This window comes from Candidatus Hinthialibacter antarcticus, assembly GCA_030765645.1.
GTDB lineage: Bacteria > Hinthialibacterota > Hinthialibacteria > Hinthialibacterales > Hinthialibacteraceae > Hinthialibacter > Hinthialibacter antarcticus.
On the sequence record JAVCCE010000011.1, the window covers coordinates 164,252 to 187,810 of the forward strand.

The 23,559-nt window shown below is 49.8% G+C and carries 18 protein-coding genes and 1 tRNA gene; 7 read left to right on the forward strand and 12 right to left on the reverse strand.

Annotation, left to right across the window (positions count from 1 at the left end; genetic code table 11):
* Positions 1 to 48 precede the first annotated feature (48 nt).
* Together P9L94_03590 and P9L94_03595 are read right to left on the reverse strand one after the other, a co-directional pair.
* Positions 49 to 1,131 carry a HupE/UreJ family protein gene (locus P9L94_03590; protein MDP8243140.1) on the reverse strand — a complete coding sequence of 361 codons (1,083 nt, stop codon included), beginning with the start codon at positions 1,129 to 1,131 and terminating at the stop codon, positions 49 to 51.
* 158 nt (positions 1,132 to 1,289) lie between these two features.
* Positions 1,290 to 1,362: transfer RNA gene (locus P9L94_03595), tRNA-Phe, on the reverse strand.
* 214 nt (positions 1,363 to 1,576) lie between these two features.
* Here P9L94_03595 and P9L94_03600 point away from each other — a divergent pair.
* Complete coding sequence (locus tag P9L94_03600; protein ID MDP8243141.1) at positions 1,577 to 1,846, forward strand: hypothetical protein; 270 nt, start codon at positions 1,577 to 1,579, stop codon at positions 1,844 to 1,846.
* Positions 1,830 to 2,327: a hypothetical protein gene (locus P9L94_03605; protein ID MDP8243142.1), complete on the forward strand. Its 498-nt coding sequence runs from the start codon at positions 1,830 to 1,832 to the stop codon at positions 2,325 to 2,327. Before P9L94_03600 ends, P9L94_03605 begins: the two co-directional genes overlap by 17 nt.
* Before the next feature lie 386 nt (positions 2,328 to 2,713).
* Here P9L94_03605 and P9L94_03610 read toward each other — a convergent pair whose 3' ends face one another.
* Positions 2,714 to 3,391 (reverse strand): phosphoribosylanthranilate isomerase, encoded by a 678-nt coding sequence (locus P9L94_03610; protein ID MDP8243143.1) that lies wholly within the window; start codon positions 3,389 to 3,391, stop codon positions 2,714 to 2,716.
* A 239-nt stretch (positions 3,392 to 3,630) separates the two neighbouring features.
* Here P9L94_03610 and P9L94_03615 point away from each other — a divergent pair, with 239 nt between their 5' ends.
* Positions 3,631 to 4,782 (forward strand): radical SAM protein, encoded by a 1,152-nt coding sequence (locus P9L94_03615; GenBank protein MDP8243144.1) that lies wholly within the window; start codon positions 3,631 to 3,633, stop codon positions 4,780 to 4,782.
* A 76-nt stretch (positions 4,783 to 4,858) separates the two neighbouring features.
* Here the strand turns inward: P9L94_03615 and P9L94_03620 are convergent, their stop codons facing one another.
* Positions 4,859 to 5,956 (reverse strand): metallophosphoesterase, encoded by a 1,098-nt coding sequence (locus tag P9L94_03620; protein ID MDP8243145.1) that lies wholly within the window; start codon positions 5,954 to 5,956, stop codon positions 4,859 to 4,861.
* A gap of 238 nt (positions 5,957 to 6,194) precedes the next feature.
* Here P9L94_03620 and P9L94_03625 point away from each other — a divergent pair, with 238 nt between their 5' ends.
* The gene (locus tag P9L94_03625; GenBank protein ID MDP8243146.1) at positions 6,195 to 7,472 is read left to right on the forward strand and encodes a citrate (Si)-synthase; all 1,278 of its coding nucleotides are present in this window, start codon (positions 6,195 to 6,197) and stop codon (positions 7,470 to 7,472) included.
* A 98-nt stretch (positions 7,473 to 7,570) separates the two neighbouring features.
* On the opposite strand, the gene P9L94_03630 is transcribed toward P9L94_03625, so the two are convergent.
* Positions 7,571 to 8,467: an SDR family oxidoreductase gene (locus P9L94_03630; GenBank protein MDP8243147.1), complete on the reverse strand. Its 897-nt coding sequence runs from the start codon at positions 8,465 to 8,467 to the stop codon at positions 7,571 to 7,573.
* A 4-nt stretch (positions 8,468 to 8,471) separates the two neighbouring features.
* Entirely contained in the window at positions 8,472 to 9,275 is an 804-nt protein-coding gene (mazG, locus tag P9L94_03635) for a nucleoside triphosphate pyrophosphohydrolase (GenBank protein MDP8243148.1), read from the reverse strand.
* A 159-nt stretch (positions 9,276 to 9,434) separates the two neighbouring features.
* Between mazG and P9L94_03640 the strand changes: the two genes are divergently transcribed.
* Positions 9,435 to 10,118, forward strand: a complete 684-nt coding sequence (locus P9L94_03640; protein ID MDP8243149.1) for a hypothetical protein — start codon at positions 9,435 to 9,437, stop codon at positions 10,116 to 10,118.
* Between the two features lie 52 nt (positions 10,119 to 10,170).
* Here the strand turns inward: P9L94_03640 and P9L94_03645 are convergent, their stop codons facing one another.
* From P9L94_03645 to P9L94_03670, 6 genes are all read right to left on the reverse strand, one after another.
* Positions 10,171 to 10,743, reverse strand: coding sequence for a glutathione peroxidase (locus tag P9L94_03645; protein MDP8243150.1), 573 nt, complete (start codon positions 10,741 to 10,743; stop codon positions 10,171 to 10,173).
* A gap of 507 nt (positions 10,744 to 11,250) precedes the next feature.
* Positions 11,251 to 13,074, reverse strand: a complete 1,824-nt coding sequence (locus P9L94_03650) for an ATPase, T2SS/T4P/T4SS family (GenBank protein MDP8243151.1) — start codon at positions 13,072 to 13,074, stop codon at positions 11,251 to 11,253.
* 35 nt (positions 13,075 to 13,109) lie between these two features.
* Positions 13,110 to 14,192, reverse strand: a complete 1,083-nt coding sequence (locus P9L94_03655) for a type IV pilus twitching motility protein PilT (GenBank protein MDP8243152.1) — start codon at positions 14,190 to 14,192, stop codon at positions 13,110 to 13,112.
* 55 nt (positions 14,193 to 14,247) lie between these two features.
* Entirely contained in the window at positions 14,248 to 15,975 is a 1,728-nt protein-coding gene (locus tag P9L94_03660; GenBank protein ID MDP8243153.1) for a GspE/PulE family protein, read from the reverse strand.
* 148 nt (positions 15,976 to 16,123) lie between these two features.
* Positions 16,124 to 18,742 (reverse strand): tetratricopeptide repeat protein, encoded by a 2,619-nt coding sequence (locus tag P9L94_03665; GenBank protein MDP8243154.1) that lies wholly within the window; start codon positions 18,740 to 18,742, stop codon positions 16,124 to 16,126.
* 75 nt (positions 18,743 to 18,817) lie between these two features.
* Positions 18,818 to 20,788 (reverse strand): glycosyltransferase family 39 protein, encoded by a 1,971-nt coding sequence (locus tag P9L94_03670; GenBank protein ID MDP8243155.1) that lies wholly within the window; start codon positions 20,786 to 20,788, stop codon positions 18,818 to 18,820.
* A gap of 469 nt (positions 20,789 to 21,257) precedes the next feature.
* On the opposite strand from P9L94_03670, the gene P9L94_03675 reads away from it, so the two are divergent.
* Both P9L94_03675 and P9L94_03680 read left to right on the forward strand, forming a co-directional pair.
* Positions 21,258 to 22,466, forward strand: coding sequence for a PP2C family protein-serine/threonine phosphatase (locus P9L94_03675; GenBank protein MDP8243156.1), 1,209 nt, complete (start codon positions 21,258 to 21,260; stop codon positions 22,464 to 22,466).
* A gap of 205 nt (positions 22,467 to 22,671) precedes the next feature.
* Positions 22,672 to 23,544, forward strand: coding sequence for a tetratricopeptide repeat protein (locus tag P9L94_03680; protein ID MDP8243157.1), 873 nt, complete (start codon positions 22,672 to 22,674; stop codon positions 23,542 to 23,544).
* Positions 23,545 to 23,559 lie beyond the last annotated feature (15 nt).

A 23,559-nucleotide genomic window follows, 5' to 3' on the forward strand; every position in this document is an offset into this window, starting at 1 on the left:
GATTGTGAGTTCACTCTGCAAATGAATTACTTCATTATTGAATTACGTTTAAAGGACACCAATCAGTTCGTATTCGCCATTGGTTTTTACGCTGACGATCACTTCTTCCGTCCCATTATTTTTCCACCACCAGCCATGTGAACCTTCAAAAGGAACGACTACTTCACCGCTATCTGTATTATGCGTTCCTTCTTTATAGGACGTTTCGTCATCTAATTTATACTCTCCGCTTGCGACTTTCACTTCACCGTGAAGATCAAAATATAGCTCGCCGCCGTTCGTTTGCCAAACATATTCTATTTTATTTCCTGGATGCATATAGAATTTGTACTCAAGCCCTTTACCAGCGAGAATCCGAATATCAATCGTATCTTGCCATTCTGAATCAGTTGATTCAGACATCACAATCATTGAATCCATCGCTTCGGCTTCATTGACCTGGTGGGAGTAATCGTGCATCTGCATCAAAAATATAAACGCCCCAGCGCACACCAATCCAAAATTTGAGGCTGTGCTGAAACGCTGAAATGATTGGGTTTTTCTCCAGGCGGAAAGCGCAAGCAGCATAACAGAAAGCGCAATCACCTGACCGATCTCAACGCCGACATTAAATGACAGAATTTTTAGCAACAAGCCGTCATCACCAAGCGGTAGCTGCTGCAACCGAGTGGAAAGCCCAAACCCATGAATCAGCCCAAAAACAAAAACAAGCATGACAAGGTTCGGCGATTTCATTTGTAAAAACTTTTTAAAGCCGTCTAAATTATCAAAGCCTTTATAAATCACTGTAAGTGCGATTAATGCATCGACTAAATAGTAGTTTGCGGTGATTTCCATGAATGTGGCAAAAATTAAAGTGATGCAATGGCCTAAAGTAAACGCGGTAATAAATTTAACCACATCTTTGAATTGCGTCAGAAAAAAAATAACACCAAAGAGAAACAGCAAGTGGTCATAACCCGTAAGCATGTGCGAAGCGCCAAGGCGGATATATTCCAGATACCCGCCCTCAATCATGGATTGCTTATCACTATCAGAAATTCCGTGAGCAAATACTGAAGAACAAGAGCACAGCACTAAGAAAAAACTACATGTCGTCTTTAGGTAAAAATGATACGTTCGTAACACCATTATTCTCTCGCTTCCAATTTAAACGTAATTGCAGAAATTCGCCTATATAAAGATGAAAATTATGAATGGTTCACCAAAATTGTCAATTAAAAACTTCTCAAGCAGAGTAATAACCGTCAGCAATTGAATTTTATTAAGAAAAGGGGAAAGTAAAAGCGTGGCTTGAGAGGGATTTGAACCCCCGACACAAGGATTTTCAATCCTCTGCTCTACCAACTGAGCTACCAAGCCGCGTTTTGGTGTCCGGTGAGTGTACTGGGTCAAACGACAGCCCCTAGACGGAACCGCGTTTCACAAACTGCCAGAATAAGATAGCAGTGTTCTAATATTAGCCAAGCCCTTCGGAACGCTGTTTTTGCCCTTTTTAATCCATTCGCGCCGCCCGCCTCAACCTGTCCCCATTTTGGACGATAACAGATAGAATTGATGCAAAAGGACGGGGCGAATGGCCAGCGAAAAAGCGATCAAAAAAATGATTAACGCAATTATGGACCGACGCAAAGAACTCGGCCTGCTCGATTGGGGCGTGGTGGCGCCCGAAGAAGTCATCGACCGCATCAACAACCCCAAAACGCCGCCAAAGAATGCGCCCGCCTCCTCAAGCCTTGCCCCAAACGCATCATCGAACCACAATACCCGCTTAGACGCTTCCACCGAGGATATAAGCGCAGAACCCAAGCCAATAAGGAAACCCCGCGATGTCAATCGCCGTTAACGTATGCGTCACCGTCATTGGACTGATTGCGGTGATCTATGCTTTTAATTCAGAACGCTTTCGCTTCAACATCTTAAACCATCTGCCCGGCCCGTTGGGCGAACGTAAGGTCGTGTTCATCATCGGCTTCGCGATTATGTTGCTGAGTTTCGGCTTGGCGTATATCATCGGCCCGCTGCACGGCCTGGTAGGCGTACTGGGCGGCTGGCTGATGCTGCTCGGGTCCGTCGAATGGTTCAACCTGCGCATCGTGCGCAAACTGTTCGCTCCAGTCGAAAATAAGGTCATTCGCATCACCATGTTTTCCGGCGCCATTATCACCATACTCAGCACGGGCTTTTTGTTCTTCCCTCCGGCGTTTTCCCCCGGCGGATTTTTAATGGGCGTCTCGGTCACCATCCTCGCAGGCCGCCTGTGGTGGAACGAAGACCTCGGCTATCTCTCCCACACCGCCAAACAAAGCAAGCGCGACTATTTTTAAGTTTCACTTAGCAACTTCTTTAAGTTTCAAACCATCTCTGTTTCTATCGCTGAGCCGTTCCGGCGCGCTGATACTGAGTGAGTTCTATCTAATAAAAAGGCTTGGGGGCGGCTCTGTGAACGCCTGTGCATAAGGGGCATAAAAGCCCGCACTGAAGCGAAGAGAGACGTACCCAAGCCTTTTACGTAACAACCTGCATGAAGCCTTTTTACTCCACTTCAAATATCATCGCTTCGCAACACCTTGATTCACCAATTTCCTAGATCGCACATAAAAAGGCTTGGGGGCGGCTCAGTGAGCGCCTGTGCATAAGGGCATATAAGGCCGCACCGAAGCGAAGAGAGACGTACACAAGCCTTTTACATAACAACCTGTATGAAACCTTTTTACTCCGCTCCGCGCACCGCCTCAATCAACGCATGAACTTTCGCCGGGTCTTTCTTGCCCTTCTCTTGTTCCACGCCAGACGATACATCAATTGCATACGGCTTCACGCTGCTCACCGCCTCCGCCGCGTTGCCTGGTTTGACTCCCCCAGCAAGTACCAGCGGTAACGCAAGCGCCTTACGCAAAACACGCGCCGCGTTCCAATCGACCGTCTTGCCCGTGCCGCCCATTTGCGCGACGCCAGCGACAACGGCCTTTGCGTCAATGAGTATCCGGTCTGCACCGGCTTCTTGATAGGGAGCAATTTTTTTTAGAATTTGATCCAGTTCCGGCGCCGTGCCGTCATCACATGCAGGCAAGTGAATTACTTTCCAGATTTCTGCGCGGGTTTCCTGCTTCAATAAGGAAACGGTCTCCGGCGACTCAGCGCCGTGTAATTGCAACGCTGTTGGTTTAAGCAATTCGGCGACGCGCAAAATATACGCCGCCTCTTCGTTCATCGTGACTGCAACCAGCGGCAGCGGCATATCGGCGCTGAGGCGCTGCGCATCCTCAAGCGTCACGCCGCGCGGAGAATCAATATTAACGAGCAATCCGCCATAATCAGCGCCCGCTTGCGCAATCAGGTTGATATCATCCAGGTTGGTTAATCCGCATATTTTGATCTTACAGGACATGACAATTTCCTTTAAAAAAGATATTTAAATTGTACCATGACATACGAAGTCAAACAGACCGTGAGACAACACAACAAAGGCAGCGCGAGTTCTCTACCCCGGCGCCCGCCTTCCGATTACAATGCTTTTATTGTGGTTATCAGAACACTGTACAAAATGAGATTTCGTAGCTGCACTTATCGCTGAGCCCTACGGGCGCGCTTGACGAACAGTATTTTGAGGACAGCTGCAGGATAAATATGAAATTCATCAAACTCAAAAAAGCGGCGAACCTGCTTCATGCATATTACGATTTGCTATTGGCGCGCGATAAGCCGCGCGCGATGCCGGTCGAGTTGTCGCTGGGGACGACATCGTTCTGCAATCTGAAGTGCGTCATGTGCCCTCGCGAAGGCAGCGACGGAAACCTCACCCCATTCGATGAGCACATCGACATGCAATACTTTGTCGAGATGCGCCCGTACCTCGAACGCGCCAAAGAGATCAGCCTCTACGGCCTGGGCGAACCGATGATCGACCGCGGCTACTTTGAAAAAGTACGTTTCGTCAATTCGTTCGGCGCCGAGGTCAGCCTGTCCTCAAACGGCACCTTGCTTGACGACCAGCGCTGCCGCGAAGTAATTCAGTCGGGCATCAAAGCCATCGGAATTTCTCTCGACGCCACTTGTGAAGACACCTTCAAAGTGGTGCGTCCCCCCGGCGGATTCGACGCAATCGTTGAAAACGTCAAGCGGCTTTCAAAGTTCAAAAAAGAAATGAACTCCCCAACGCCCGAATTGCATCTTTCATTTGGGGTGATGAAACAAAACATCCACGATGTTGAAACGTTTCCTGACTTGGCGAAGGAACTGGATGCGCAGGTAGTTGTCGTCCACACCATCATTCACCAATCGCGCTACGCCGAGCGGGAATTGGGCGTCACCCGCAACGAAGTGAAAGCCGTTGCGGACAAAGCGCGTAAACGGGCCGAAGAACTCAAACTGAATTTCGTCTATTGGGACCTCGACTCATCGACGTTTTTGAAATCGGTTGATTTCTATAAAGAGAATCCGGTGGAGTTGCAGCCGAAACTCGATGGTAAAAGTGTAGGCAAGCCCAAAGCCTATTGCCATTTCTTATGGCGCAACGCCATGATTCAAGGCAAAGGCGAGTTGTTCCCCTGTTGCTACCTGAGTAATTTAAAAGTCGGAAAAGTTGAAAATGGAAACCTGCGCGAATTACGCAACGACCCCGTGTTAGTCAACATGCGACGCAGCATCTACGCAGGCGACGCGCCGCCCCCCTGCCAAACATGCCCGCAAATGGTTCCATTCAGCCGCAAGCAGATTCTCAAAAACGCCTGGACGGAATTGAAGGCTTTGCTTCGCGCAAAACTTTCTACTCCACAGTGACAGACTTCGCCAGGTTGCGTCGCTTGTCTTTACGACTTGCAAGCGGCTCTCATTCAGGATGCAAACGCCAGCGCTGTCATTGCCGCGATATTTGCGGAGAAATTTCAAAAATCGCGAAATCAGGCGGACAAAAAACACGAATCTTCGGTACGCCCGCCGCACGCTCACAGCCGACGCCTGCTGAGACGTTGATGCGCGTCTTTCCATATTCATGGAACCCTCGCGCCATATTTTTGGGAACGCTGCTAAATGTCACAATCGGCCCAAATCCAGGGAGCACAATCTGCCCGCCGTGCGTATGCCCCGCAAAACACAAGTCAATTGGTAATTCGTTTAGTCCCAAAACATAATCGGGGTAATGCCCAATGACTAACGACAATTCATCTTCAGGTAACGACTCAAACCACGGGCGGATTTTGTCTGCCTCCCCACGCGCCGATCCGTTATAACTCACGCCGTATAAATGAATGGCTTTTCCATGCCAGTCGAGCGTCACGCCTTCCCCATTGAGTATTTTGATTCCCCTGAGTTTTTTAAGGCGTTTCTCTTCCATCCAAGGGTCGACATTGCCGATTACGCCATAGACGCCAAGCGGCGCGTCGATCTTCTCAAATAACACGCTTATTTTTTCAATTTCCTGGTCTATCGTTTTATAAATGAGGGGCTGTAAGAGGTCGCCTGTGAATAAAACCAGGTCTGGCTTCTGTTCGATAGCCAGCTGAATGGCGCGTTCTTCATAGGCGCCGACGTTGGCTGACTGAATATCCGTGAGATGAACAATTCGAAGCGGCGCATCTACTTTTGCTGATGTGATTTGATGTTCAATGATCTGCAAGCGATGCGGTTCAATGTGCGTCGCGTAAATGCGCACTCCAAACAACAACGCGGCGCAGATAATCAGAACAGTATACGCCCTCCCCCAGCGAATAGGCCGCATACACAACAACGATAAAACGGCCCAGGCAACAAACAGCCCCGGAAGAAAAAGCGTATTTAAATTGTAAACATTCTTAATGACGCTAAAAAAATAGGGATTGAGAGATAACATCCAAACCAATACAAGCGCATTCAGCGTAAGTGCAACAACAAAAGCTGTTTGAACCCCCAACTTCATATCATCCCGAGGTAGAAGCCACTGAAATGGCGTTACGGTTTTCTCTTCCAATTCATTCATACCAAGCCTCGATCTAGACTCATGTTGGTGATTTTTTTAAAATTTTACGACTAATTAGATTAGGTATAACGAATAGAATCCCTTGTCTAGTTGCCTGATTTTTTATAGGATGGTTGTTCATCTAAAAGAAACAATACAAACTTTAGCATCGTAATTTATGTATTCTGCTTTTTTCATCTGGTGTGGATAGTGAAAGCAATTTAAACGCTGAGTTTGTCTTCAGAAGGGAGAAACAGGGATGCCCACAATTCGTGAAAAATTAGCAGAACGCATTCCCCGGTTCCGTGATGAGATTAAGCAAATGCTGGTCGATCATGGCGACAAAGTCGTATCCGAAGTAACAATGCGGCAAGTGTACGGGGGCATGCGGGGGGTCAAAGGGCTATTCTGTAATACGTCATCCGTCGATCCTGAAGAGGGATTGATTATTCGAGGCGAACCGATTTTAGATTTATCTGAACGTCTGCCCGAAGAGATTGTCTTTTTGTTAATCTCAGGAGAATTTCCTGATGAAGAAGGGCTGAACGACCTTCAAAAAGAAATGGTCGAGCGGCGTGACGTTCCGTCATACGTATGGGACGTGTTGAACGCCATGCCCAAAGATTCTCACCCTATGTGCATGTTCAATACGGCCATATTGAGTATGCAAAGAGAATCTGTTTTCGCCAAAAAATATGAAGAAGGCATTGGCAAAAATGAATATTGGGAGCCGATGCTGGAAGATTTTCTCAACATCTGGGCGCGCCTCCCGGGCATCGCCGCCTATATTTATCGGCTTCGCTTTAACAAAGGCGAGCGCATTAACCACGACCCCAACCTGGATTGGGCCGCAGACTTCGCGCAAATGCTTGGCCTAGATGACTCCAACGGCGAATTCACCAAACTGATGCGCCTCTACATGGTGCTGCATACCGACCATGAAGGCGGAAATGTCAGCGCTTTCACGGCGCATACCGTCTCATCGGCGTTGTCCGACCCGTACTATTCGCTTTCGGCTGGGCTGAACGGTCTTGCCGGACCGCTGCACGGTCTCGCCAATCAGGAATGCCTCAAGTGGGTGCTTGAACTTGTTGAGGAATTCGGCGGCGTTCCCGAAGAAAAACGGCTCGAAGAATATACCTGGGAAACATTGAACAGCGGGCGAGTCATCCCCGGCTATGGTCACGCCGTCTTGCGCGTAACCGACCCGCGCTTCACCGCGTTCCATGCGTTCGGTAAAGAATATTGCATGAACGACCCCGTCTTCCAAACCGTTGACCGCGTCTTTAACGTGGTGCCGAAAGTCCTCAAGCAAATCGAAAAAATCAGCAACCCCTGGCCGAATGTTGATGCGGCCTCCGGCTCGCTGCTGCACCACTACGGTCTCAAGGAATTTTCTTACTACACCGTCTTGTTCAGCGTGTCCCGCTCGCTGGGCATCGGAGCGCAAAACATTCTGGCGCGCGGCTTCGGGCTTCCCATCGTACGTCCTAAATCCGTCACGCTCGAATGGATGCGCGACTTCCTCGCCAAGTAATCAATCCAGCAATTCAATGAATACCAAACGGGCCGGTCAATTTGACCGGCCCGCTGTATTTTATGCGACTCACAATTCTTTTTTTTCAAATCTAGTCATCACTCTTCCCTAAAAATCTCCCTCAATGCTTGCGAGATGGGCGTAAGCGTGAGGCCGAGGTCGGTTTGAATGCGCGTACTATCAAGCGAGACGTCGCGCGTGCGGGGGTAACCAGTATCCACGTCTTTCAGTTGACATGGATTGATCAAGGAAGGGTCGCACCCCGCCGCGTCGCACAACATCGTCGCGAATTCAACCCGGTTTACACTCTCCGGCGCGCCGATGTGATACAAGCGATGCGAAGTCTTATTGGAATCCATCAGGCCATCAACCGCCCGCGCAATGTCGATCGCGTAGGCGGGCGTTCGATACTCGTCCGTAAACAAATTGACTTTTTCGCCTGCTTGAAAACGGTGCAGCATCCAGTGCATGAAGCAGCCTTTTTTCGATTCAGGCATCGGGCCGTAAATCAGCGCGGGGCGCAACACGACAGTGTTCTTGCCGCTCTCGAGCACGATGCGTTCCGCCTCAAGTTTTACGTCTCCATACACGCTAATCGGGTTCGCTGGGTCGTCTTCGGTATAGGGCGCATGTTCTCCATCGAGAACCAAGTCCGTTGAAATATGAATGAACCGTATTTTTGAATCGGGCAGCGACTCGACCAAACGCGCCGCGCCGTCCATATTAATTTCCCTGGCCAATTGAGGGTCGTGTTGACACGATTTGGCGTTGGCCAGCGCCGCGCAATTGATCACGACGTCCGGCTCAAACAGGTCGATGGCAACATGAATGGTCTCGACCCGCAAAAAATTGAGATGGTAGGCTTTGCACCCCTCAATCGCAATCTTGCGGTTTGAATAGGTAAACGCCGTCTTGTATTTGTCACGAAAATACTGGGCGAGTACGCCCCCCAAAAAACCGCTGCCGCCTGTAATGAGTATGCGTTTTGGTTCCATCGCGTCACCCCGCGCTCTTGCGCTCGCGCTGTTTGGCTTCTTCCCACAGCGCGTCCATCTCAAACAAGGTTGCTTGTTCAAGCGTCTTGTTCTGCTTTTTGACTTCGGTTTCTATATGCAAAAATCGCCGCATAAATTTCTGGTTGGTTTTGCGCAACGCGTCTTCAGGGTCAACCTCAACATAGCGGGCGACATTCACCATGGCAAACAAAATATCGCCGAGTTCTTCTTTGATATGTTGCGGATCTTTGTTTTCTCTTGCCTCGCGAAACTCGCGCCACTCTTCTTCCACTTTGTCTAACATGTCATCCGCGTTTTCCCAATCGAAACCGACGCGGCGCACTTTTTTTTGAATCTCGCTGGCTTGCATCAACGCGGGCAGGTCGCGCGGGACGCCTGACAAAATCGACTCGCGCTCGGGTTTTTCTTTTTGCTTGTCCCGCTCCCAATTGCGCAACACTTCTTCAGAATTGGCCGCGTCGCGGTCGCCGAACACATGAGGATGACGCCTGACTAACTTATCGCAGATTGATTCGATCACATCCAATATATCAAACCGGTCCTCCTCCGACGCCATCTGCGCATGAAAGACCACTTGCAATAACACGTCGCCGCATTCTTCCGTCATGGCGGCGTCGTCGGCCTCATCAATACTGTCGAGTAGTTCGTAGGCTTCTTCGATTAGATATTTTTTGAGGCTGGAATGGGTTTGCTCGATATCCCAGGGGCAGCCGTTTTCACCGCGCAGCGCGGCCATGATTTCAACCAGGTGAATAAATTTCTGCGCAATCAATTCTTTAGATGACATCGTTTCCCGCCGAAAATTATATAGTGGTACTTACGCATTGTATCCGCGTTTCAAAATCGACCGCAGAGCACTTCGGGCGCACTTAAGGAACATGCATTTGAAACGCTTTCCGTTATAATATCTGACTATAGCATCAGAACACAGCAAGGGTGAGTTTGAATGCGCACCGCTAGAATCTCTTTGATATGGATGCAGTTATTGCTGATCGCTCATGCGATTGTTTGTCAATTTGCGTCTGCGGACATGGTGGTTTTCCAGAATGGCGAGCGTCGATACGGCGCCGCGAGTTATATTGGCTCCACCAGTGATATCGTTCTGGTTTCTGACGACTCATCCAAGCAATTCCGCTCGACTCAAATCCGTGAAATCGTTTGGGGCATTGACGGCCCCATCGCGGCAGCAACCACCCCTGCGGCAGCGGCGACAGTACCCGGCGCAACCGAAACCTATATTCCATTTGCCAGCAGCGGCGACGTTTTTGATATCACCGGGGCAAGCGTTTATCGCAAAACAATGGTCAACAATGATGGTCGTGAGTTTATTTTGGATGTGGAAGAATATTTCGACGTCCCCATCATGCGGCTTTATCCGACAACCTATTCATTCTTTGGACGGCGAGGCTGTTTCTTTGTCGCCCTGCTCAAAAATCGGGAGCCGCTCCCCTGGCACCCAGCGGAATTTCGCGTCAAATTTTTTAGAGAAGACGGCGATTTATTAACCTCAAAAGATTTTTACGTATACCGCCTGCCCGGCAAAAATACCGGCGCCCGCGTGGTCGAAGTCGAGTTCCCTGACGTTCCCTATGAACTCGTAAAACATATTACGATGGTTCGTAAGTGGTAAAAAAAAAGGGCTCCCAGATGGAAGCCCTTTTCAATTACGATTTCAGACCGTTTTACGCTTTCAGCGCTTTTTCAATCGCCTTGGTCATATCTTCGCTCAGCGGTTCGGTCTTGCTGCGGAAGCGGTGCAGCAACTTGCCGTCTTTGCCGATAAGGTATTTTTCAAAGTTCCAATTGATATCGCCTTTGAAGTCTGGGTTTTCTTGTTTGTTCAAATAAGAGACCAATGGGTGAGTGTCATCGCCTTTAACGGACACTTTTGACAACATCGGAAACGACACGTCGAATTTTTCTGTACAGAACTCTAAAATTTCCTTGTCTGACCCTGGTTCCTGACCGCCAAAATTGTTAGCGGGAAGCCCAACAATAACCAAACCTTTTTCTTTATACTTACCATAGAGTTCTTGCAATGGTTTGTATTGTTTGGTGTAACCGCACTTTGAGGCGACATTGACCAGCAAAACAACTTTGCCTTTGAATTTTTCTAACTTGAGTTCTTTGCCATTGATGTCTTTCATCGTAAATTCATGCACGGATTTATGCTCCTTTTCGCTTGCGACCGCCACTCCAGCAACCACCATCACCGCCGCAAGGGCGCAGGCAAACACGGTAGATAAAACCTTCATAACAATTTCTCCTTCGTATATTAGTAGGGACTTGGTCGCCTATGCGGAGACCAGGGTTCCATTTTATGATTAAAATTTGATGAAATTAGTCAGGTTGGAGAATCAATCACGATTGAATGCTACAAGTCTTAGTATACAGAAATTACTGGAAGAAGCAAAAAGCAAAAATCTAGAAACCTACTCAAAAATATTTGATTTTTTGCTGCATGTGTCATGGGTACAACTCTGCTCGCTTCAGTGCGGGCTTTCAGGCCCTTTTGCACAGGCGCTCCCAGAGTTGCACCCATGCCTGAATTCGTTTGTCAATTTTCGATATGTCGGATTTTTTATTGAAGGCGATTGAACAGCGTATCAGCCATTTCGGGAGGGAGTGCAATGCTAATTTTCTTCAAAACGATATTCCTATCTCCTTCATATCCATGGTCGCAATAATTCACACCAGACACAATAAAAAAAAGCCGAAACGTGATGACGCTTCGGCTTTTTTGATTCAGAGAAATTGTATGCTTAGTGAATGGTGTGAGACAAGACTTCTTCCATGGTGGTGATGCCCTGGATGATCTTCTCCCAGCCGTCTTCACGCAGAGTACGCAAACCGTCTTTACGCGCTTGCTGGAAGATAACGGAACTGGCGGCGCGTTCGAGCACGAGTTCTTTGACTTCTTCACTCAAGATCAGAAGTTCATAAGCGCCCACCCGGCCCTTATACCCCGTGTAGTTACATTCCGCGCAGCCTTTGCCGTGGAAGAAGGTGATATTTTCTACTTCTTCGGGGTTAAAGCCCATTTCGCGAATTAATGCGTGGTCAGGTTTATACGGTTCTTTGCATTCGCCGCAGATGGTACGCATTAAACGCTGGGCGACGACGCCCGCCACCGCAGAGGTAATCAAGAAGGGTTCAACGCCCATATCAATCAGACGCGTTAGAGTTCCCGGCGCGTCATTGGTGTGCATGGTTGAGAGAACCAAGTGGCCCGTGAGCGACGATTCGATCGCCATACCAGCGGTTTCAAAGTCACGGATTTCACCCACCATGATGACATCAGGATCCTGACGAAGAATGGCGCGTAGACAGCGCGCAAACGTCAAACCGACCGATGCGTTAATGTTGACCTGTACGATGCCGTCCATCTGATATTCAACCGGGTTCTCGGTGGTAATCATTTTTGACATTGGACTAAAAATACGGTTCAGCGCCGAATACAGCGTCGTCGTCTTGCCGCAACCCGTTGGCCCCGTAACCAAAACGATTCCATTCGGGCGCTTAATCATTTTGTCAAATGTTTCCAGCGTATCGGGCAGCATTCCCAACTGTTCGATGCCCATATTGAGCACCTGGCTGTCGAGAATACGCATAACGATGCTTTCTCCATTAACAGTGGGCAGCGAACTGACGCGAAGTTCGATGTTGCGGTCGGCCATGGTCAGTTTCACGCGCCCATCTTGAGGGAGACGGCGTTCAGCGATATTCAGACCAGACATAATCTTGAAACGCGAGATAATCGCCGTCGTCAAATGCCCGGGCGGCGGCACCGTTTCATGCAAAATGCCGTCAACGCGATAACGAATACGAAGCGAGTTTTCAAACGGTTCGATGTGGAGATCTGACGCGCGCTCTTTGATCGCTTGGAGCAAGATCAAGTTGACCAGCTTAACAATCGGCGCTTCGTTTACGATCTTTTCCAGATCGCCAAAACTTTCGTCTTTTAAATCTAATTCAACGTCATCGGTATCGAGTTGGCTGAGGACATCGTCCACCGACTCCGTACCAGTTCCATAAAATTCTTCGATGGCTGATTCGATGTCATCCGCTGACGCGATCACGCCGCGCAGGTCCCGGTTGAGCCACATACGCAAGTCATCAATGGTGCGTACGTTTAGCGGATCAGAAATGGCGACCGTCAAGACATTGGTCTCTTCATCCAGTTCGACGGGAAACACCTTATACTGACGGGCCAGATCAGGCGGGACTTGCTTGATGATTTCATCATTGAGAGTGTAATTGTTGATCTTGACCAGTTCCATGCCGACTTGTTGCGCAAGCACGGCGAGAAGATCATCTTCGGAAGCGTAGCGGGTTTCTTGTTCGGAGGCGTGCGACACTTCTTCCAACACGGCGTCACGGACCGCCTGCCCCGCTTCTTCGCCAGCCAGAGCGTTGCCGCCGGATTGGTCGCCAACGGCAGCGGCGCCTTCCGACTCGACCACATGAGCAACCGCGTCTGGCATGAGTTCATCTGTCGCTAGCGCTGGCTCTTCGACGGATGGATTTTGCTCTTCGGCGTCAACTGGCGCCGGTTCTTGTTTTTTCTTTTTACCCAGTCCAAGCATAACCTTTTCCTTCGCAGGCAATCGGGTTGTTCAATTTATGAGAACAAAATTTTCTTGCGCATTTCGTCAGGTTCTTGCGAACGTTCGATGGCGTCTTCCGCCGAAATGGTTCCTTCAGAATAAAGTCTACTCAAAAATGCATCCAGCGTCGTCATTCCCAACTTACCGCCCGTTTGAATCATCGAAGTGATACGGTTGGTTTTGGCTTCGCGGATAAGGTTGGCGATACCGGCTGTCATAACCATAAACTCATACGCCGCCACACGCCCGCGTCCGCTCGCGCGCCCTAACAACTGTTGGGCGATGCAAGCAATCAGCGTAACCGACAACTGCATACGAATCTGTTCCTGCTGATTGGTGGGGAACGCGTCAACGATACGGTTGACGGTTGCCGCCGCGCTGTTGGTGTGAAGGGTCGCGAACACCAAGTGACCGGTTTCCGCCGCCGTGATCGCCGCCGACATCGTTTCCGTATCGCGCATTTCACCGACGAGAATAACATCGGGGTCCTGCCGCAACGCCGAGCGAAGACCGTCAGCAAATGAAATCAAGTCAACGTGCAGTTCGCGGTGAGTCACGATAGATTGACGGTGCGGGTGAAAATATTCGATCGGGTCTTCAATGGTAATGATGTGGGTGTCACGGTTACGGTTAATATAATCGAGCATGGTCGCGAGCGTGGTCGTCTTGCCAGACCCCGTCGGCCCGACAATCAACACCAGACCGCGCGGACGGTGAAGAAGTTCGCGCACTTGCGACGGCAAGCCCAAATCTTCAAAGGTCAGGATACGTGACGGGATCAACCGCATGACCATGCCGTAGTTGCCCATAGTACGAAAAATCGACACACGGAACCGCGCCAGATTTTGAAAGGCGTAGCCATAATCAGCGCTGCCAATTTCCGCGATGGATTCACGGTGCATGTCAGGGGAGATGCTCGACATCAAATATTCGGTGTCATTGGCGGTAAGCGGTTCGTTTCCTAAATCTTCAAGGCGACCGTCAATGCGGATCACCGGAGGACGTCCAACACGAAGGTGGAGGTCTGAAGCATCGCGCTCAACGACGATCTTCAATAAGTCTTCCATCTGGATGCGTTTAGAATTATCAGTAGCCACAGCAGCAGACACTCCTATCTATTTTATACAAGTCGTATTCCGTTCGGGTTTACGCCTAATCGTCAGCGGCGGTGATGCGGGCCACTTCGACCATGGTGGTCATGCCGCGCAACACTTTTTGCCAACCATCTTCACGCAATGTGCGCATTCCTTGTTTTCTGCCCATTTTACGAATTTCGTCCGTGCTGGCGTTATTCATAACCAAGTCGCGGATTTCATCCGAATTCTCTAAAATTTCGTGGATCGCGGTACGGCCTTTGTAGCCGGTATAGTTGCAGGTTTCACAGCCTTTACCGCGTACAAATGTGTGTCCTTGATATTCATCGGGATCAAAGCCGAGGTCTTTAATGACCAGCGGGTCGGCCTCGTAGGGCTCTTTGCATTCTTTGCAGGTCGTACGAACGAGACGCTGTGCAATAATCGCCTGGATAGCCGAAGAAACCAAGAAGGGCTTGATGCCCATTTCAACCAAACGCGTGTTGGCGCCAGGAGCGTCATTGGTGTGAAGCGTTGAAAAGACCAAGTGACCGGTCATCGCGGCGCTGATGGCGATTTCAGCGGTTTCGAGATCGCGAATTTCACCGACGAGAATAACATTGGGCGCCTGGCGCAAGATTGAGCGCAAGGCCAGCGAGAATGTAAGCCCAATTTCGTCGTTCACCTGCACCTGGTTGATGCCTTCAATCTGGTATTCAACCGGGTTCTCGACCGTAACGATCTTAGTATCGACGTTGTTAATAACATTCAAGGCGGAATACAGCGTCGTCGTCTTGCCCGACCCTGTCGGCCCCGTCATCAGAATAATGCCGTGCGGACGCCGAATCATTTGCTTAAACCGCGCGACCGTATCTTCTAGAAACCCGATCTGTTCCAAACCAAGCAAGACGCCTGACTGTTCAAGCAAACGGGTAACGATGCTCTCGCCGTGCAACGCCGGCAGCGAAGAGACGCGGAAGTCAAAGTGACGGCCCAATAACATTTTTTGAATACGGCCATCTTGCGGGACCCGCTTTTCGGAAAGGTCCATACCGCTCATCAATTTGAGACGGGACAAGATCGGCCCTTGCAACTTCTTGCTGGGAGACTGAATCTCATGCAACACGCCGTCAATGCGAAAGCGGATGATGAATTTGTTTTCAAACGGTTCAAAGTGAATATCCGAGGCGCGCAAGCGAACGGCTTCTTCAAACACCAAGTCAACCAGGCGAATAATCGGCCCTTCATCGTCGCCGCTGATATCTGAGTCTAACAGATCGCTAAGAGATTTCCCCTCAGCAGCGCCGCCGCCGCCCTCTTCGCTGATCTCGTTCAGCATCTCTTCGACCATCTGGTTGTCGCCTTTGTAATAGCGCTCAATGGCCATACGGACATCGTCTTCGCGGGCAATCACCCATTCGATTTTGCGCCCGGGAAAGCGAAAGCCCAGGGTATCATGGGCGTCGAGATCAAAAGGGTCTGAGACAGCGATTTTGAGAGTCTCATCGTCAGCGTCAACGACAATCGCATTGAACCGCCGCGATAATTTTTCGGGGAGAAAATTCACCACTTCAGTTTTCAGGCGCACTTTGCGGAGATGAAAAATCTCCATATTGGCCTGTTGCGCCAACGCTTCCAGCATGTCTTCTGCGCCAACTTCGACCGTCGCGAAATCAACGTCCTGCAATCGCTGGGCGCTTTCTCCCTCGACGTCATATTTTGACGAGGATGCGCTTGGCTGGTCTTCCATGTCTTCAAGTTGAGCGTCGTCGCTTTCAATGGGCGGCGCGTCTTTTGGGTCGGCCATTATTCATCACCTATAACTTGGTAAGCGGTAAAAGAGATTGGACTGTACAGATCACAAACCAAAAATCCAACGAGGAACAACAATAAAGATTCCTTCATCCCGCTATCGCTAGTATATCGTCCGTTCAAAACAAGCGTCAAGGAACGTTCTACCCCGTTTCCTGCTCAATCCAGCCTTGGACGCGTTGAATCGCTTCCTGTAGCCCGGGCTGGTCCGAATCTAACTGCGAACTCATTTGCAATAATTTATATGATTGTGAGTACAACCCCCGGTCGCCAAACAAGACGCCCAGTGCGCGATACGCGGGCGCCAGTCTCGCATCTAACGCAATCGCTTCCCGCAATTGCGCTTCCGCCTCATTGGGGCGATTGAGCCGCGCCAGGGCGATACCGTAATTCATAGCGATATAGGGATTACTTGGCAACGTAGAACGCGCCGTACCGAGCGACTCAGCCGCTGCGCTCCAATCGTCTTTTTGCATCTTGATTAATCCGTCCAAGAAATGGCGTTCTCCCGTCGAAGGCGCAATCGAATTCAACCGTCGATAGTAGGATTCAGCAGTCTGCAAGTCGCCTTTATGCAGAGCAGCGGCGCCCCGGTTGTAGAACAACGTCACGTTTTGGCCATCCTGCTCAATTGCGCTTTCAAGCAAGGCCGCCGCCTCATCCGTACGACTTGCATAGAGCAGCGCCGCCGCCTGATTGTTGGTGATATCGACCCGCTCCGGCGCTGCGCGATGCGCGCGGTTCAACATTTGGGCCGCGTCGTCATACCGCCGCCGATCAATATATAAGTCCGCGAGGTTAACCAACGCAGGCAGAAACTGCGGATATTTTTCCAGCAGAGAAACATACGACGAAACCGACGCCTCATTACGGAACGAGCGTTGATAAAACAGCGCGAGGTTGTATAACGCCTCGGGCAGCGCATCGGGATCATTTGACGCTTCTTGCAGGCGGTCTAAATCTTGTATGCTGGGCGAATCTGCGCTGGGCAAGATGAAGTTCACCTCAGCGAACCGCTTGCCCCATTCGGTAGAGCGCTCAAGTTGCTCCCAAATTTTTCGGGCGGCGGCCAAATCGCCTGATTTCAAATCAAGCAGCGCTTTTGCGTTTTGCAGTTCATCTTTGCGTTCCGGCAACAGCGAGTCGGTGCGATTATCCAGGTAGTCGTATGCGGATTTCGCGGCGTCCACCATGTCCAGACGATAGGCCGCGTGCGCAAAGCCAAAGCGGGCGCGCAATAATTCGGGATCTTTGTCAATGATGGTTTGAAACGCCTGCAGCGCATCATTAAATTGAAAGACGCGCAAAAGCATCTCACCACGCAGTAGCGTCAACGTGGCTTGGTTTTCTTCATCCACTGGCGTACGTTCCAGCAACAACACAGCGCTTTGGGTATCGCCCGCCTGAAATCGCTCCAACGCCTGGACGCGCAAAATCGCCGCAAACGCGGGATGGTCATTGCTTAATTGGTCGATCACCGAACGCGCATCGCCGCGCCGTTCGTTGGCAAGCAAACTCATCGCAAAGTTGATCTGCGCCGGGAAAAACGCGTCATCAATTTGCAACGCGGCGCTGAAGTATTCCGGCGCCAAAAAGCGCTGTGGCGCTTCTAACGCCAGACAGCCCAGATTGTAATACGCCCATAAATTGTCGGGGTCTTGTTCGACGGCGTTTTGGTATGAATCATAGGCGCGCTGATAGTCGCCGCTGTTCCAAAGCCGGTGGCCCCGTTCTAAAAGCGCTTCTGGAATAAACGGTCGGTCGGCGATAATTTCGTTTAAGAGCGCGTCCGCCTCGTCCCAACGGTTGAGCCGCGCATAGATTGAGTACAAAAACATGCCGACGCTGGGCCGCGGATTAAGTTGCCAGGCTTCTTTCATTTGGCGCAAGGCGGTGGTGTTTTCTTGACGCGCCAAACTGATCTTGGCTGCATCCACCAACGCCGAGGCTTTCATTTCGCCTCCGCCGTTAATGATTTCGGTTAACTGGGTTTGTGCATCGCGAATCCGCCCCTGCCGATAAAGCGACTGGGCGAGATAATAATTGGTTTCGTCTTGCGAACCGCCATACGTCAACGCCTTACGAAACGCCTCTTCTGCCTCGACGTAGTTCCCCGCCGACAACAGCGCCCGTCCCAACATCAAGTACGGTTCTGACCAGTACGGTTCGAGTTCGACGGCTTTGCGGGCTTCTTCAACCGCGCCGGGGACATTGCTCTCAATCAGTTTCATTTCAGCGGACGCCAATCGCGCTTCCGCCATGTTGGGAGAGTTTGCTAAAGCATCGGCAATATAAGATTGCGCGTCGGCGAGTTCTTTATCTTTGTATCCCTCGCTGCGGGCAAGATATACCGAGGCTAGCCCCGCATTCGCGTCTTGCGTCTGCCCAAGCGCTTCCAAACGGCCAAAGCGGTCTTGCGCCTGCAAGAGAGAGCCTTGTTTTAAAAGAATCCACCCTGAAAGCGCTACGGCGCGTTTGTCTTCGTCGCCAAAACGCAGATGGGGTTCCAACACCTGTTGGGCTTCATCAAATCGACGCAAGCGATACAGCGCTTCCGCGCGAAGAACGCGAGCGTCAACGGTGCCGTATTCACCCTGGGTTTTGGGTTCTAAATAGTCGATCACTCCTACGTAATCGCCTTGGTTAAATAGCGTTTGAGCGTACGAAACCTGGGAATAGCGGTAAGTCTGGAAGGTGACGATCCCAATCAAACTTCCGACGACGACAATTACGGCAAGAATAATCCAATTGGATTTTGACATTCGGGCGTTTTCGCTCCCTCAGAGATTCGGAGTATAAAGTATCCTAAATCAATGGGTTTGTCTAACGGAAATTGGTCATTCTTCGTCCGACGCTTGAGTTGGCACCCGGAAAACAACGATTCCTTCGGATAAGTCATCCGGCTTTTCGTCATATCGAAAAACTTCTTCCAAGAGACCGCCGTGCAATAATCCCTCTAACGCAGCGACATTGGGCGACTCGGCCTCCGCAACGCTCAAGCGCTGCACAAATTCCTGAATCCAGAAGTTATATTCATACGGATAATGCAGCCGGGCGTATTCTTTGCTGATAAATTCCCGCAGCAACGGCAGGCCCTTCTCACGCGGCAGTCGGAACAAGCGGTAATATGGCAAGTACATCTGATTGTATTGATTGATGTTACCATAATTCAGCGCGAGATATTCAATGCCTTCCGCTTGCAGTCGTTTTAATAACGCATCGGCGCCGTTCGCCTGCCATGACCAGGAAATCAAAACGTCTGTATCGAACCAATCCGCCCATACATAGTCATTTTTGCAATAAAACGGCTCCTGAATTCCATGTAAGAGTACGCGGGTTTGAGGTTCAGCGTTCTGTTCGAGAAAATGAAACGCCTGGTTCTGATGGCGGGTTTCGTCGCTGATTTCGAGCAAATAGGTTTCTTGATCGACCTGGCCCCCGGTGAGCATCCACGGCATATACGAGCCGGGGATCAGCGTCAAACCATGCGTCGTCATCAAATTATAGAAGACGGCAACAACAATAAACCAGCGCAAGGAGCGCGTACGCTCCAGCATATCTGACCAAATGACGCCCAGCAGCGGCGCCGCAGTCACGAGACACGGCAAGAGAAAGCGAAGGTCGCGGTAGGTCGCGCCCCAAAACACAAACAGCAGAACCGACATCCCGCCCAGAAACGGCATTCCCGCCCGCCATGACCGGCAAAAGATCGCCAAAAGCGCTCCAGCCAGCCACAAGACGCCCGTCGGCATGTCGCCAAAATTTTCGATGCGGTAGACGTCGCTCGAATAAAGCGTGGCGCGAAACGGCAGCGTGATAAAGTCCGTCACTTTTTCGATCACAGATGATTGGCGCACCGCGTTGAGGCTGCCCTTCATTCCTGCGTGATACGAAAAGAATTCCTGATTGAAGGCCGTCCACTCATGCGTCGGGAACACCGAACCCCCAAACGGAAACACGGGATTGCTAAATAAGACGATATTTTTGATATACCACGGCGAGGCAATCAGCAACGCCAACACAATCGCCGTCGTCGCGATGGGAAACCGCTGTAAAAACGTGAGTTTCGGCGCACGGCCCGGCCACAACAGCGCAAGCCCCAAAAACGCAACCGTCGCCAGCGCGGTATATTTGCAGCCAAGCAACAATCCGCCGACAACACCGAGCAATATCGCCCAGCGCCAAGCGTTGGAGCGCTCACCGTTCACAAATGCGCTGCGCACCGCCATCGCGCACTGGATCGCGAATAGCGTATAGGCCGACAAAGCAAACTCGATAAACGCCCACGACGCAAAAATAGGGACAAACGGCGTCGATGCAATTAATAAAGCCGCGATAACGCCGGCTCGCCGTCCGCCCCAGTGATTGGCCATTTTCGCAGCCTGAAGCAGGGTAATGATAAAAAACAAAAAGTGAATCAACTTCGGCCCGGCAATTGACCCGAACTCGAGTGGGATCAAGAACAAATATTCAATCAAAAACGGAAAATTCGAGAAAGACAAAGTATCTAGCGCGACAAAACCGCCGTGACGCAAATACAACTCAGGGACGGTCAAATGATATCGAAGCGCGTCGGATTGGGTCGGCGGCAGCAACGACGACCAGAAAGCGATCCAAACCGCAAACCCAATCGCCAGCCCCGGCCAAAAATACGCGCGGGCTGTTTCTACTATGCTGCCCTGCTGCTTACACCACCCAAGTTGTTCCCGCAGCCACACAACCACTCCAGGCGTTGCGATGAGAAGCAGCGCAATACCCGGGACGAATATCGACAGGGCGCTTAAATGTTGCAAAAAGACCAGCGACATCAACCAAACAGCAATCGCCCCCAAACCTAACAATAAACTCGCAGCCGATTTTGAGATAAAATCAGGAAAAGGAGAAAAAAAATTGAGAAAAAGATTTCCAACACCAAGTGCGCTGTAAACAATGGCGCCGAATATGGTTAAGTCATACCAAGCACGAAAAAAATTGAGTGGGTTTAAAGAGATAATTATATAATACGAATTGAAAAGGATTGCGTCATATCGTATCGCATTGTAGCATATATATATGAGCAATAGCGAAACACAAATCAACCAAGAAAGAAGACTACTTTTCGCACTTTGAATTACGTTCATTGCACTCATTAAAACCGATTGTATTTGAAACTCGTAACGACTGTACTTGTTTATTGACGCCCTTTAAAGGCATGGTTTGGTCAAGTTGGAGCTAAGGCGATTGTTATTGAATCGGCATTTTTGCCAAGCATCTTTGATTTTTTTTTTGGAGCCCAACATGAAAATCTTCAATTTAGTTGTTATATTTTTACTAATTGCATGTTCGATCATTTTAGGAGCGAATGAATTGACCGGGAGCGAAGAGTTATACTTTGATACTCTCAACATTTGGTTGATTGGCTTAGCGCTCGCGTTCGCAGGAGGGGGAGCGTGGGGGCTGATCCGTACCTTTTCAACCTCCTCAGGTCTGACTCATATCATATTCAAACTCATTCAACGCGATTATTCCGACAACCCTCATCCAATGACTCCTTTTATCCTCAAACCATTGGTCTCAGCGGTTGAGCAATTAAGGACGACATTACAATCTCGCGATAATGAGTATGAAAAACATGTCGTCACTCTGCAATCAAAACTCGACAGCGCACTATCGGAAAAATCAAAAGAGATGCTTACTTTAATTGACGACAATAAAAAATTAGGCGCGATCTCTCACGAATTAGGCCAAGCCCACGCTCGTCTCAACCGCGACCTTGGGCAGTTAGAAGAAATACAACGTAGTCTACTGCCCGCGTTGTACGTTGAAGATAAAGAACTTAGCATCCGATCGTATTATCAACCCAATGGAAAAACCGGCGGCGATTATTATGACTTTATCCTGGCGTCTGATGACGAAGTCTTCTTGGCAATTGCAGACGTCTCCGGCCACGGCAGCCCGGCCGCGTTTATTATGGGCATCACCCGTGCATTATTACACAGCAAAATCGTACATCATCAATCGCCTGCTGAGATACTTCAGTCGCTGAATGAATATCTGATTCGCTCGATTCGCTCAAACGAATTTGTCACCATGTTTTTAGGCCGCCTTGATCGAAAAACAAAGAAATTCACGTTTTCAAATGCGGGCCATTTGCCTCCCGTCTGGTTGCGTCCGTCGGATGAAGAAATTTGTGAACTCGAAGAAAGCCGGGGCGTCCCCTTGGGCGTTCTGGATGAGCCGAATTACGATGAAACGCAGATTCAGATGGGGCCAGGCGAAAAAATCGTCCTGTATACCGACGGCGTCGTCGAACTGTTTAACAAAGAACGGATGACATACAGCGAGGAGCGCTTACACTCGCTTCTCAAAGAGAACCGAAACAACGATTCGGTCGATTTATTGGATGTCATCATCCAGGATTTGCAAATGTTCCTGGAACGCGACCTCGACGTACTTCCGGTTGAAGACGATTTGACTGTCGTGGTATTTACGCTGGATGACTGTTAGAGCCTTAGTATAAATTTGTGCGGAAAGCGCACTCGTAGGGCCTAGCGATGGATACCGTTACGGAAACTCAATCCGCACAGTATTCTGGCAACCACTATAAATCCATCACTCCCGATGAATAAGCCTGCAAAGTTGAGTTAAACCTTTTATACTGTGTACGATCTCCTGCTCAGTTCGAGCCGCTTGGGAGGAAAGGCATAGATATATGATTTTGCGAAAGTCTGGTTTTATGTTAGCGCCCTTCGTCGTTGGCCTGATTGCATTGAATCTTCTGCTCAATCTGGATGTTTGCGCATTCGATTGGATCAAAGACCCTGACGAAGCATTCAAGCGATCAAAAGACAGCGGCAAACCCGTGATGATGTACTTCTATCATCCATTTTCATTACGCGAAGACAACAAAGTATTTACGAATGCGCTGGTGCAGCGCTATTCAGATAAGTTAATCGCCGTGCAGATCAATATCGACTCCAACGGCGACTTGGCCAGCCGCTTTAATGTATATAGCCTTCCCGCCGTCTTGTTTTTTGACGAAAAAGAGCGGGAACTGATCTCGTTTCGCTACGAAGCCGAAAAGCTGCTGCGCACCCGACTGGTTCAACGCATAAAACAAACCATTGCGAATATTGACGAGTTCACCTTAGTCGAAAGCCAGGTCGAAACGCTCAAAGACAACCCGGACTTTCTCTACCGATATGCGCGCGGGTTGCGCGACCGGGGGCTATTCAAAGAAGCCGATTCTCATTTCCAACGTCTGTTTGAACACCCGGACGCGTCCATTGAATTGAAACAGAAAGCCAAGACGGCTTTTCTCAGCATGTTGATCCTGCAAGCCACCCAACATTTATACAGCCAACGCTATGACGCGGCCATCAATCAGCTGCAACGCCTGATCGACAAAGTCGACGTACCGTCAATCGTCTATCAGTCGCAATATTTGTTAGGCACCGCGTATTGGGAAGCGGGCGACAAGAAAAAAGCCGAATCCACGCTAAAAAAATTGATCCGCGATAAAAAATCCGAACCGTTCGCTTCAATGGCAAAACGCTTTTTAGAAGAAAAGGAAGGCAAGCGCTGAGAACCGTTCACGCTG

Coding starts and splice junctions, on each gene's coding strand:
- P9L94_03605 (MDP8243142.1), top strand. CDS start 1,830: ATGTCAATCGCCGTTAACGTATGCGTCACCGTCATTGGACTGATTGCG.
- P9L94_03675 (MDP8243156.1), top strand. CDS start 21,258: ATGAAAATCTTCAATTTAGTTGTTATATTTTTACTAATTGCATGTTCG.
- P9L94_03670 (MDP8243155.1), bottom strand. CDS start 20,788: ATGTCGCTGGTCTTTTTGCAACATTTAAGCGCCCTGTCGATATTCGTC.
- mazG (MDP8243148.1), bottom strand. CDS start 9,275: ATGTCATCTAAAGAATTGATTGCGCAGAAATTTATTCACCTGGTTGAA.
- P9L94_03640 (MDP8243149.1), top strand. CDS start 9,435: ATGCGCACCGCTAGAATCTCTTTGATATGGATGCAGTTATTGCTGATC.
- P9L94_03600 (MDP8243141.1), top strand. CDS start 1,577: ATGGCCAGCGAAAAAGCGATCAAAAAAATGATTAACGCAATTATGGAC.
- P9L94_03610 (MDP8243143.1), bottom strand. CDS start 3,391: ATGTCCTGTAAGATCAAAATATGCGGATTAACCAACCTGGATGATATC.
- P9L94_03660 (MDP8243153.1), bottom strand. CDS start 15,975: ATGGCCGACCCAAAAGACGCGCCGCCCATTGAAAGCGACGACGCTCAA.
- P9L94_03650 (MDP8243151.1), bottom strand. CDS start 13,074: ATGCTTGGACTGGGTAAAAAGAAAAAACAAGAACCGGCGCCAGTTGAC.
- P9L94_03590 (MDP8243140.1), bottom strand. CDS start 1,131: ATGGTGTTACGAACGTATCATTTTTACCTAAAGACGACATGTAGTTTT.
- P9L94_03615 (MDP8243144.1), top strand. CDS start 3,631: ATGAAATTCATCAAACTCAAAAAAGCGGCGAACCTGCTTCATGCATAT.
- P9L94_03665 (MDP8243154.1), bottom strand. CDS start 18,742: ATGTCAAAATCCAATTGGATTATTCTTGCCGTAATTGTCGTCGTCGGA.
- P9L94_03680 (MDP8243157.1), top strand. CDS start 22,672: ATGATTTTGCGAAAGTCTGGTTTTATGTTAGCGCCCTTCGTCGTTGGC.
- P9L94_03630 (MDP8243147.1), bottom strand. CDS start 8,467: ATGGAACCAAAACGCATACTCATTACAGGCGGCAGCGGTTTTTTGGGG.
- P9L94_03625 (MDP8243146.1), top strand. CDS start 6,195: ATGCCCACAATTCGTGAAAAATTAGCAGAACGCATTCCCCGGTTCCGT.
- P9L94_03620 (MDP8243145.1), bottom strand. CDS start 5,956: ATGAATGAATTGGAAGAGAAAACCGTAACGCCATTTCAGTGGCTTCTA.
- P9L94_03645 (MDP8243150.1), bottom strand. CDS start 10,743: ATGAAGGTTTTATCTACCGTGTTTGCCTGCGCCCTTGCGGCGGTGATG.